The sequence below is a fragment of the Planomonospora algeriensis genome, assembly GCF_977012225.1.
In genome coordinates this window covers 1-10,651 of the sequence record NZ_CDRNDK010000209.1, presented here as the reverse complement: position 1 = coordinate 10,651, position 10,651 = coordinate 1, and the positions used below count along the sequence as shown (strand labels likewise).

Here is a 10,651-nt window from a genome sequence, read left to right as displayed (position 1 = left end):
CCGGTCGCGCCGCCGGCACCGGACCCCCGTCGTCGGACCGGCGCGCGGGCGGCGGGCGGGAGACCATCCTGGAGGCCGAGCTCGTGGTGGCCGCCGACGGCATCCACTCCCCCGTCAGGGCGGCGCTGTTCCCCGGCCACCCCGGCCCGCGCTACTCCGGGACCACGAGCTGGCGGGTGCTCGTCCCCGCCGAGGGCGTGCCCGGTCAGGCATCGGAGAGCTGGGGCGCCGGCCGGGTCTTCGGGATCATGCCGCTGGCCGGCGGCACGACCTACTGCTACGCCACCGACACCGTGCCCGCGGGCGGCGGGAACGGTGCGGGCGGCAACGGCGCCGACCGCGGGGACGATGGCGAGCTCCCGGAGCTGCGGCGGCTGTTCGGCGACTGGCACGCCCCGATTCCGGCGCTGCTCGCCGCGGCCTCGCCGCAGGACGTGCTCCGCAACGACGTCCACTACCTGGCGACCCCGCTGCCCGCGATGCACCGGGGCAGGGTGGCGCTGCTGGGGGACGCGGCGCACGCCATGACGCCCAACCTGGGCCAGGGCGCCTGCCAGGCGATCGAGGACGCGGTCGTGCTGGCCCACGTCGCCGGGTCCGGGGAGGGCGCCGCGCCCGACGTCACCTCACGGCTGGGGGCCTACACCGCCGCCCGCCTGGAACGGACCTCGAAGATCGTCGCCCGCTCCGCCGCGATCTGCCGCGCCACGAAGATCCGCAATCCGCTCGCCGTACGGCTGCGCGACACGGCGATGCTGCTCGCCGCGCGGCTCGCCCCGGGACAGGCCGCCGGCGCGGCGGACGACATCTTCGGCTGGCACCCGCCTACGGCGTGACCGAGACGCTCTCGGAAGCGGAGGCGGGGGCCGGAGGAGCGGGGGCTGGAGCGGGAGCGGCGGCGGACTCAGGGACCGGCTCGTGAGCCGGTTCGGATTCCGCCGCGCGGTCCGGGGCCGAATCCGCGGAGGACTCCGCGGAGAGGGCGGGGACGGTCTCCGGGGAGGGCGCGGGGGCCTTGTGGTCGGGGGCGAGCCGCCCGAGGGTGAGCGTCCCCCAGACCATGAGCGCTCCGGCCAGGAGCGCGGGGAGCACGTTCGACCAACCGGAGGGCATCGCCTCGTCCAGCAGGAGCGCTCCGGCGAGGATCGAGGTGATCGGGTCGACCACCTGCACGCCCGCGTAGGCGATGCCGAAGTAACCCACCTCGTAGGACTTCTGCAGCAGCACGACCGCGCAGATGAGCAGCACCGGGACGGCGAGGGTGAACCAGCTGAGCAGGTTGGCCCACTCGCCGCCGAAGTTCCCGCCCACCACCCGGACGAAGGTGGAGACGCTGGCCGTCACCGCGCCCGCGGCGACCGAGAGCACCAGCGCCTTGGCCGGGCCGCGCGCCTTCCGCCCGGCGAGATGGGTCACCAGGACGACCAGCCCGATGCAGCCGAGGAAGCCGAACGCCTCCCGGCCCGTCATGTGCGGCGTCACCGCGTGCGAGGGCACCAGCAGCAGCAGGCCCAGCAGCCCGACGGCCACCGCGGCCGAGCCGACGATCTCCGCCCGGTGGGCCTTCCTGCCGTGCAGCATCGCCGCGAGCGGCACCGCGAACACCAGCGTCGCCACACTGATCGGCTGCACCGCGACCAGCGGCGCGAAGCTCAGCGCCACCGCGTGCAGGGACGCGCCGGTGAAACCGATGACGCCCCCCAGCCACCAGCGGGGGCGTCTCATCAGCTTGAGCGAGGCGCCCTCCGCGACCGCCTCGAACTGCTGGAGCGCGGCGCCCAGGGCGTAGCCGAGCGCGCCGACGAGAGCGATCGAGATCCCGACCCAGGTCATCGCCACCCGCCCTCGGGGGAAGCCGCGCATGGGTAAAAAAGCGATACTCGGGTCATCCATCCAGCTTAGGGCTCTCGACGGGCTGGTAAGGGCCTCCTCAAGGCTGATCGACCGTCTTCGCCGCCTTCCCGGAGGCCTTCTGGAGGCCTTCCGGAGGCCTCCCATCGGCCCCGGAGGCCTTCCGGCCGTCCCGGCGGCGCCGCTGGGCCGGCCGGGGCTCGACGGCCTCGGACGGCGCAGAGGAGCCGGTCGTGACCGCGCTGCCAGAGGCAGCCGACCTCGGTGAAGCCCGCGTCGCGGAGGGCGTCGACGTGCTGGAAGAGCAGCGGGGACTCCGAACCGTGGTGGTCGGCGCCCGCCGTGGTGCGTGCCGCATGGAGCTCGGCGAAGGCGGGGTCGGCGGTGACCGCGTCCCACCACTGGCGCCAGTCCTCGGGCCGCCGGCCGGCGAACCTGCGCTCGGCCTCCCGCTCGTGCAGGGCGCGCTCGAGGCGGGCGAGGGCCGGAGTGGCGTCGTCGGTCTCCAGGTGGTCGCCGTTGAGCAGGAGCCCGCCCGGACGCAGCACGGTCGCCAGCTCGCCGTACATCTTCGGCAGGTCCGCCGCGGAGATCCAGTGCAGGGCCGTGGTGCTCACCGCGGCGTCGGCGGGCCGGTCCAGGCCCAGGGAGTCGCTCCAGCCGGGCGTGCGCAGGTCCGCGGAGACGAACCTGAGCCGGGGGTAGGCGGCCCGGCCGAGGCCGAGCAGCAGCGGGTCCGCGTCGACCGAGACCACCGTCGCCCCGGGCAGGAGACCCGCGCCCGGCCGCTGCTCCAGCGGCACGACGGGGAGCCGTGGCACCTGCACTTCCACGGCACCGGGGGCACCGCCGCCGAGGACTGGGCGGCGAGCTGCGCCACCGGGCTCGCGATCGTGCTGGGCAGCGAGTTCCACGACCGCCTCGGCGTGTGCACCGCGCCGCACTGCGACCGGGTCTACGTGGACGTCTCCCGCAACGGCACCCGCCGCTTCTGCGGCACCGCCTGCCAGAACCGCGTCAAGACGGCCGCCTTCCGCGCCAGGGGCAGGACTCCGTGAGGGCGCGCCGCCGCGGTTCACCGCTTATCAGAATGTGTTCTGACCTACGATGGCGGGGTGAGCACCAGCAACGCCGACGCCGTCACCTTCTCGGACCTGTCCAGAAACCCCCGAGCCGTCGCCGAGCGCGCCGTCCGCCTGGGCCGGGTCCGTATCACCCACCGCGACGCCCCGGACTTCTACCTGACCGCCGCCGACCGTGAGGACCGGCGAGGACAGACGCTGACCACCGCATCGCGCCTCTTCCTGGCCCTCCTCAAGCACGATCCGACCGCCCGCACGCTGGTCATCGCCATGCCTGACGTCTTCCCCTGGGTCCGCCACCTGACCTCTGACGAGCTTCGTTCCTTCACCCTGGAACTGGTCGAGGCGCTCTCCGACGCCGCGGAACTGGATGTCGACACCACCGCACAGGAGGTCATCGCGGGCTGGCAGGCGACCGCCCGCATCAAGGCCGACCCCGCACGATACGCCCAGGCGCGCAAGGCCACCGGCGGCGACTTCGGACCGGTCGAGGTCACCGCGTGAGTCCCAAGCGCGGCGACCGGGTCACGGTCCCGCCTCCCGACGACGAGTGGGATGTCCGATTCGGCACCAGCGACGCGGTCAAGGGCTGGGAGGAGTTGTGCCGGCACGCCCTGGCCAACACGCGCCGCTGCTTCGAAGTGCTGCGTGCCGATCCCCGCTCCCGGGCGGATCACGAACGGCAGCACCGGCTCCGCGGCGACCTGGCGACTCATCGTCACAACGGCCGCGACATGGAGCAGTGGGAATTCGAGGTCACCAGCGGCGGGCGCGTCCGCTATGCCATCGATGACGACACCCGCACCGTCTGGGTCGTCTACGCCTCGCCTCGTCATCCGAAAGACACCGACGCCTGAGGCCGGGCGCGGAAGCCGAGCCGACCAGGCGACCTTCCCCTGGGAGACGTCCGCCGTCCGGCGAGCCTCCCGACGGCCGGGGGTGAGGCCGCCGAACGGCGGGCCCGGTCCGTGACCGGCCCCCAGGTCACGGACCGGGCCCGGCCGGGTCAGTCGCGGGCCGGGCAGACGCAGAACAGGTGGCCCTCGGGGTCGGCGAGCACCGTCCAGTTCTCCCCGCCGGGCTGGAAGTCGGGCTTGCTCGCGCCGAGCTCCACGTACTCCTCGACCGCCCGGTCGACGTCCGGGACCCGAACGTCCAGGTGGAACTGCTTGTCCGGGCCGGGCCAGGCGGCGGGCTTGCGCTCGGTGTTCTTCTGGAAGTAGATCGTCATGGTGCCGTCGCCGATGCCGGCGTACTCGTCCTCGGCGTACTGGACCTCGTAGCCGAACACGGCGGCGTAGAAGTCCGCGAGCCGCTTGGGGTCGGCGCAGTCGAGGGTCACGGCGAGGAATTTGGCTTTCGTGGTCATGGGGACCATCGTGGCGGCCATACCTGTCAGATCATGTCAGGTACGGCCGAGGCTTTCGTCGTCCTGCGGCGGGGCCCGGTGGTGGACCTCCGTCCTACGGCAGGACCAGTTCGTGGACCTTGACCGCCATCGGGCCGGCCGGGTCGTAGACGACCTTCACCGGGATCCTGCCCTTGCGGAGCCGGTCGTACAGGTCGATCGGGTCGCAGCGCTTGGTGCCGAGCTCGTACCTGCTCCGGGTGTCGTACGGGTGGCCCGCCGGGGGCCTGCCGCACTTCTTGTTCACCTGGCGGAAGTCGAGTCCCTCGGTGTAGTCGATCCTGATGGGGGCGCCCTTCCGCCCGCCGATGTACCAGCCGCCGTTCTCGCCCTCGCCGTGGCCGTAGCGCCTGACCCGGTGCGGGGTGACGATCATGGCGGAGTTCCCGGACCTCCTCGCCCAGCCGTACACCGTCTTCAGACCGGACTCCCGCTCGGCGGCCGGCGCGGACGCCGCCGGGGCCGAGGCGGGTGCGGCGGCCAGGGCGGGCGCCGCGGAGGCGAGCAGGAGGGCGGCGGCGAGGGCCGCGGCGGCCGAGGTCGTGTTCACGTCTTCTCCGATCGTGGGATCGGGCTCATCCTGGCACGGGAAACGCCCTGCGCAGAGGGGGTGATCCCGTGATTCATCCCATGCCGGAACGGAACAACCTTCTACCGGAAAAGCGCGTCAGAGGGATTCCCCGGCCCCGGACCGCTCGAGCTCCGGCTCCGGTTCCGACTCCTCGCCGGTCGCGGGCAGGGCGATGACGAAGCGCGTCCCCCCGGTGTATCCGGTGTCGAGCCAGATCCTCCCCCGGTGGTACTCGACGATCTTCCGGCAGATCGCCAGGCCGATGCCCGTCCCCTCGTAGGCGTCCCGGTTGTGCAGCCGCTGGAAGATGATGAAGATCTTGTCGGCGAACCGGGCGTCGATGCCGATGCCGTTGTCCGTCACGGTGATCAGCCACTCCCCGTCCTCGCGCCGCGCCTCGACCCGGACCACGGGCGCGCGGTCGGGGTGGCGGAACTTCAGCGCGTTGCCCAGCAGGTTCTGCCAGAGCATCACGAACTGGGACCGGTCGCCGGTCACCTCGGGCAGGGGCCCGAGCTCGACCTCGCCCCCGGACTCCTCCACCGCCGCGGTGAGGTTGCGCAGCGCCGAGGCGATCGTCTCCTCGAGACCGAACGTCACCGGCTCCCGGGTGATCCGGCCCACCCGGGAGAAGGTGAGCAGCTCGTTGATGAGCACCTGCATGCGCTTGGCGCCGTCCACCGCGAAGGCGATGTACTGCTTGGCCCGGTCGTCCAGCTGCTCGCCGTACCGCTGCTCCAGCATCTGGGTGAAGCTGGCCACCTTGCGCAGCGGCTCCTGCAGGTCGTGGCTGGCCACGTAGGCGAACTGCTCCAGTTCGGCGTTCGAGCGCCGCAGCTCGGTGGTCTGCTCCTCCAGCAGCTTCCGTGCCCGGCGGGTCTCCTCCAGCTCGGCCACGATCCGTTCGCGCATCGCCTCCATGTCGCGGGACAGGGCCGCGATGTCGGCCGGGCCGCCGGTGTCGACGTGGTGCTCGAAGTCCCCTCCGGTGACCCGGCGCGAGGCGGCGCCCAGCCGGTCCAGCGGGCGGAACACCACCACGCGCAGCAGCACCGCCACCGCGATGATCGCGAACAGCAGGATCGTGAGGATGCCGAGGAAGGCGGCGTCGCGGACCAGCCGCGCGTCGCTCAGGTCGACGCGCGCGTCGTCCCGTGATCGCGTCCAGGCGGCGTTCTGCGCGTCCATCGCGGCGCGGACGGCGTCGAAGGCCCGCCTGCTCGCCTCCACCTGCGCCGTGCTCACCTTCTCCGCGCCCTCGTCACGGGTCAGTTCGATCATCGGCTCGGCGTGCCGGGTCCGCCACAGCCCGATGAGGCGCTCCACCTCGTCCAGTTCGCGCAGCGGCCGCCCCTGCCGGATGAGCCGCTTGATCTCGTCCACCGACCGCCGCTCGGCCTCCAGGCCGGTGGTGTACGGCTCCAGGAACTCCTCCTTGCCGGTGAGGACGAAGCCCCGGACACCGGTCTCCTGGTTCAGCATGGCGGCGTGCAGGCGCTCCGACTCGATCCGGGCGGGGGAGATCTGGTCCACCAGCCGGTTGGACACCTGCGCGGTGTTGCGCAGGGCCGTGGCCCCCGCCACCGCGGACACGGCGAGCAGGAACGCCATGGCCAGAAGCACGACGTTGACCCATCCCTGCGCGCTCCAGCGGCCCGCCCGGGCCCTCTCGGGGGACGGTGCGGCCTTCTCCTCAGCGGTCATCGCCCTCTCACCTTCCGGCGGAACGGTCCTGCGGGAAGCGGAATCCGGTGCCGCAGGCCCGCAGGAAACGGGACCCGGTACCGCAGGCCCGCGGGAAGCGGGACCCGGTACCGCAGGCCCGCGGGGAGCGGGACTCGCGGCGGGGACAAGATACCGGTTGCGGGCCCCCGGCCCGGTCCGGAGGCCGACGGCCGGGCGGTCCCCGCCCGCTCCGGTTCCACGACGACCCGCCGGTCGGCGGGAACGCGATCCGGGGAGCGGGCGTTGGAGGGAACGTGGTGTCGATAAAGCAGTTCGTCAGGCGGTTCCTGGAGCGTCCCGGTTCGATCGACCTGACGCCCTTCGAGCGGACGGTGGCCGCCTCCCGGGCCCATGAGGAGCGGCTGCGGTCCCTTCCGGAGCTGCCCGAGCCCCGGGTGGACGACCTGGCCGCCTTCTGCGCCCTGCTCCGGGAGGCCTCCGACCGGTCGCTGGGGCTGCGCCCGTACGACGTGCAGCTCGTCGGCACTCTCGCCCTGCTCTCCGGCAACGTCGCGGAGATGGCCACCGGCGAGGGCAAGACCCTCTCCGGGGCGATGGCCGCCGCCGGATACGCCCTGCAGGGCAGGCGGGTCCATGTGATCTCGGTCAACGACTACCTGGCCAAGCGCGACGCCGAATGGATGGGCCCGCTGTACGACGCGCTGGGCGTCACGGTCGGCTGGATCGACCAGAACTCCACGCCGGACGAGCGCCGCGCGGCCTACGCCAGGGACGTCACCTACGGCTCGGTCAGCGAGATCGGCTTCGACGTGCTGCGCGACCGGCTCCGCACCGGTGTCGCCGAGCTCGTCGTGCCCGAACCGCAGGTCGCGCTGGTCGACGAGGCCGACTCGGTGCTGGTGGACGAGGCGCGGGTGCCGCTGGTGCTGGCCGGGGCCGCCGACCCGGGCGACGCGGTGCCGGAGATGGCCGCGCTGGTCCGGCAGCTCGTCAAGGGCTACCACTACGAGATCGACGACCAGGCCCGCAACGTCCACCTGACGCCCAAGGGCATCGACACCGTGGAGAACGCCCTGGGCGTCGAGCTCTACGACGCCCCCGGGACCCTGGCCGAGGTCAGCCTCGCGCTGCACGCCCACGCCCTGCTCACCAAGGACGTCGACTACATCGTCCGCGACGGCCGGGTCCACCTGATCAACCCGTCGCGGGGCCGGGTAGCGCTGCTGCAGCGCTGGCCGGACGGCCTGCAGGCGGCGGTGGAGGCCAAGGAGGCGCTGCCCGCCTCCGAGACCGGCGAGATCCTCGACTCGATCACCGTCCAGGGGCTGATCACCCGCTATCCCGTCAAGTGCGGGATGACCGGTACGGCCGTGGCCGTCGGCGACCAGCTCCGCGAGTTCTACGGGCTCGAGGTGGCCGTCGTCCCGCCCAACCGGCCGCTGGTCCGCGCCGACGAGCCGGACCGCCTGTTCGAGCACGCCCTGGAGCGGGACCGCGCACTGGCCGACGAGATCGCCGAGGCGCACGCGACCGGCAGGCCGGTCCTCATCGGGACCCTGGACGTGGCCGAGTCCGAGCGGCTCGCCCTGACCCTGGCCGGCCGCGGCCTGGAGTGCGTCGTCCTCAACGCCAAGAACGACGCCGAGGAGGCCTCGATCATCGCGGCCGCCGGAGAGCGCGGCGCGATCACGGTCTCCACCCAGATGGCCGGGCGCGGCACCGACATCCGCCTCGGCGAGGGGGTCGACGCCCTGGGCGGGCTGTACGTCATCGGCTCAGGTCGGCACTCCGCCAGCCGCCTGGACGACCAGCTCCGCGGCCGCGCCGGCCGGCAGGGCGACCCTGGCGGCTCGATCTTCTTCGTCAGCGGCGAGGACGACCTGATCGCCCGCTACGTCTCCGACGAGTACACCGGCGGGGTGCCCTCCCAGCGGCTCGTCGCGCACGCCCAGCGCATCGCCGAGGGCGTCGACATGGAGATCCACCGCAACACCTGGCGCTACACGCGTCTGCTGGAGCGGCAGCGCGAGGAGGTCTTGGCGCGCCGGGACAAGGTCCTGCGCGGGCGTACGGCCTCCGAGGCCCTCGCCGCGGCCGCCCCCGAGCGCTGGGCCGAGGTGCTGGAGAGCCTGGTAGGCGGGGCCGGGACCGGTGGAAGCGGTGAGACCGACGGAAGCGGGACCGGGACCGGCGGGGCCGCGGACGTGCTGCACGAGGCCGCCCGGCAGATCGTGCTGTTCCACCTCGACCGCTGCTGGGCCGAGCACCTGGCCTACCTCGGCGAGGTCCGCGAGGGCATCCACCTGCGCGTCCTCGGCCGGGCCAACCCGATCGACGAGTTCCACAAGGAGGCCGTCGGCGCCTACCGGCGCATGCTGGCCGAGGTGGAGTCCCGCTCGGTCGCCGCCTTCGAAGCCGCCGAGATCACCGCCGACGGCCTCGATCTGGAGGGCGCCGGCCTCAAGCGCCCCACCGCCACCTGGACCTACCTCGTCCAGGACAACCCCTTCGGCACCGAGCTGGAGCGCATCACCAGCCGCCTGGCCCGCGGGTCCAGACGCCGCTGACGGCCGCCCGCCCCCGGCGGGTCACCCGTCCCACCGGACCGTTCCCGCCGAACCGCCCCTACCGGGTCACCCACCGGACCGCCCGCCGCCGTCGAGGGAGGCCGCGGCGGCCAGAGCCGCACGGATCTCGGCCGCCGGGTCGCCCTCGTGGTAGACGCGCTCGCTCGTCTCGATGCCGTCCAGGAACTCCTGGTAGCGCACCGCGTACGCCAGGCGCGCGAAGGGGCCCGCCAGGGCCAGCGCCCTGGCCGGGTCTGAGCCGGGGACCAGCGCCGACCAGGCCGCGGTCCAGGTGCCGGTCACCTCGTGGCGGCGGTCGGCGGGCAGGAACTCGCACGTCCGCAGCGCGTCCAGCGCGGGGTGGCCGAAATGGCAGTCGGCGAAGTCGACGGCGGCCGTGCGCCGCCCGTCCGACCGCCAGTTGCCGGGATGGAAGTCGGCGTGCACCAGGGAGTGCGGCAGGCCGCACTCCTCCAGCGCGGCGGCCAGTCCGGGCAGCCCGTCGGCCAGCCGGCGCGCCGCCGACAGCTCGGCGGCGGACAGGCCGGTCGCGGCTTCGCCGTCGAGGAGTCCGGTGGTAGGTCACGTGCCCGTCCCTGGCTCCGCCGCCGCCCCGGACCTTCACCAGCCGCAGCACCATGACGGGCACGCCGAGCAGCGCCGTCAGGTGGTCGGCGACCGGCCCGGCATCGGCCCACCAGGGGGTCACCACCGGGAACGGCCCGAGGCTCCCCAGGCACTCGCCCTCCGACGTCACCACCGCGTCGGCCGTACGACCCCGTCTCCCGTCCATCCGGCCAGTCTGAACGCCCGTGGCCCGCCGCCGCGAGCGGTTATCCGGCCCCGTGCCCGGTCAGGCCGGGTAGGCGTGGGTCTCGGTGGCCTTGAGCGCGGCCCAGACCCGCGCGCCGGGCTGGAGGCCGAGCTCGGCGACCGCCGCTGCGGTGACGTCGGCGGAGGCCTCGACCGGGCCGGTGAGCAGCACCCGGACGTGGTCGCCGTGCCGTTCCACCCCGCCGATCACCGCCTCCCAGAGGTTGCGGGGGGTGCCGTCCGGGCGGGTGCGGTAGAGGGCGACCGCGGTGGGCGGGAAGGCCAGGAACACCGGGCCGGTCTGGGACTCGGCCGCGTTCAGCGTGACGCCGTCCAGCCGTACGGCGTGCCCGTCGGCGACGCCCCGGTAGAGGTTGAGCCCGACCAGCCGGGCGACGTAGTCCGTGCGGGGGTGGCGGGCCACGGCCGAGGGGGCGCCCTCCTGGACGACCGCGCCGTCCTCCACCACGACGAGCCGGTCGGCCAGCACCATCGCATCGAGCGGGTCGTGGGTGACCAGCACGGCGGCGCCGTCGAAGTCGCCGAGGTGGCGGTGGAGGGCGGCGCGGACGTCCAGGCGGGTGTGCGCGTCGAGGGCGGCGAGCGGCTCGTCGAGGAGGAGCAGGCGGGGCCGTACGGCCAGCGCCCGGGCGAGGGCGACCCGCTGGGCCTG

Annotated in this window: 12 protein-coding genes; 5 read left to right on the top strand and 7 right to left on the bottom strand. The window is 73.7% G+C overall.

Annotated elements, in window-relative coordinates; genetic code table 11:
- On the top strand, positions 1 to 836 hold an 836-nt coding region (locus ACWJ6R_RS20780; RefSeq protein WP_449063830.1), incomplete at its 5' end, for an FAD-dependent monooxygenase.
- Here the strand turns inward: ACWJ6R_RS20780 and ACWJ6R_RS20775 are convergent.
- Together ACWJ6R_RS20775 and ACWJ6R_RS20770 are read right to left on the bottom strand one after the other, a co-directional pair.
- Positions 826 to 1,833: a DMT family transporter gene (locus ACWJ6R_RS20775; RefSeq protein WP_449063829.1), complete on the bottom strand. Its 1,008-nt coding sequence runs from the start codon at positions 1,831 to 1,833 to the stop codon at positions 826 to 828. The genes ACWJ6R_RS20780 and ACWJ6R_RS20775 overlap by 11 nt on opposite strands.
- Positions 1,834 to 1,898: 65 nt before the next feature.
- Positions 1,899 to 2,684 (bottom strand): class I SAM-dependent methyltransferase, encoded by a 786-nt coding sequence (locus ACWJ6R_RS20770; protein WP_449063828.1) that lies wholly within the window; start codon positions 2,682 to 2,684, stop codon positions 1,899 to 1,901.
- A 60-nt stretch (positions 2,685 to 2,744) separates the two neighbouring features.
- Between ACWJ6R_RS20770 and ACWJ6R_RS20765 the strand changes: the two genes are divergently transcribed.
- From ACWJ6R_RS20765 to ACWJ6R_RS20755, 3 genes are read left to right on the top strand one after another with little or no spacing between them, the layout of a single operon-like run.
- Positions 2,745 to 2,909: a CGNR zinc finger domain-containing protein gene (locus ACWJ6R_RS20765; protein WP_229798289.1), complete on the top strand. Its 165-nt coding sequence runs from the start codon at positions 2,745 to 2,747 to the stop codon at positions 2,907 to 2,909.
- A gap of 57 nt (positions 2,910 to 2,966) precedes the next feature.
- Positions 2,967 to 3,437, top strand: a complete 471-nt coding sequence (locus ACWJ6R_RS20760; RefSeq protein WP_449063827.1) for a hypothetical protein — start codon at positions 2,967 to 2,969, stop codon at positions 3,435 to 3,437.
- On the top strand, positions 3,434 to 3,790 hold the full coding sequence (locus tag ACWJ6R_RS20755) for a hypothetical protein (protein ID WP_449063826.1): 357 nt from the start codon (positions 3,434 to 3,436) through the stop codon (positions 3,788 to 3,790). The genes ACWJ6R_RS20760 and ACWJ6R_RS20755 overlap by 4 nt, the downstream gene beginning before the upstream one ends.
- Before the next feature lie 149 nt (positions 3,791 to 3,939).
- Here the strand turns inward: ACWJ6R_RS20755 and ACWJ6R_RS20750 are convergent, their stop codons facing one another.
- The 3 genes from ACWJ6R_RS20750 to ACWJ6R_RS20740 form a co-directional block, all read right to left on the bottom strand.
- Complete coding sequence (locus tag ACWJ6R_RS20750) at positions 3,940 to 4,302, bottom strand: VOC family protein (protein WP_449063825.1); 363 nt, start codon at positions 4,300 to 4,302, stop codon at positions 3,940 to 3,942.
- Between the two features lie 94 nt (positions 4,303 to 4,396).
- Positions 4,397 to 4,891: a hypothetical protein gene (locus ACWJ6R_RS20745; RefSeq protein ID WP_449063824.1), complete on the bottom strand. Its 495-nt coding sequence runs from the start codon at positions 4,889 to 4,891 to the stop codon at positions 4,397 to 4,399.
- A gap of 117 nt (positions 4,892 to 5,008) precedes the next feature.
- Positions 5,009 to 6,616 carry a sensor histidine kinase gene (locus ACWJ6R_RS20740; protein WP_449063823.1) on the bottom strand — a complete coding sequence of 536 codons (1,608 nt, stop codon included), beginning with the start codon at positions 6,614 to 6,616 and terminating at the stop codon, positions 5,009 to 5,011.
- Positions 6,617 to 6,891: 275 nt separating this feature from the next.
- Between ACWJ6R_RS20740 and secA2 the strand changes: the two genes are divergently transcribed.
- On the top strand, positions 6,892 to 9,165 hold the full coding sequence (gene secA2, locus ACWJ6R_RS20735; protein WP_449063822.1) for an accessory Sec system translocase SecA2: 2,274 nt from the start codon (positions 6,892 to 6,894) through the stop codon (positions 9,163 to 9,165).
- A gap of 66 nt (positions 9,166 to 9,231) precedes the next feature.
- On the opposite strand, the gene ACWJ6R_RS20730 is transcribed toward secA2, so the two are convergent.
- Both ACWJ6R_RS20730 and ACWJ6R_RS20725 read right to left on the bottom strand, forming a co-directional pair.
- Positions 9,232 to 9,642: a phosphotransferase gene (locus ACWJ6R_RS20730; RefSeq protein ID WP_449063831.1), complete on the bottom strand. Its 411-nt coding sequence runs from the start codon at positions 9,640 to 9,642 to the stop codon at positions 9,232 to 9,234.
- A 376-nt stretch (positions 9,643 to 10,018) separates the two neighbouring features.
- A partial coding sequence (locus ACWJ6R_RS20725) for a TOBE domain-containing protein (protein WP_449063821.1) occupies positions 10,019 to 10,651 on the bottom strand: 633 nt, incomplete at its 5' end.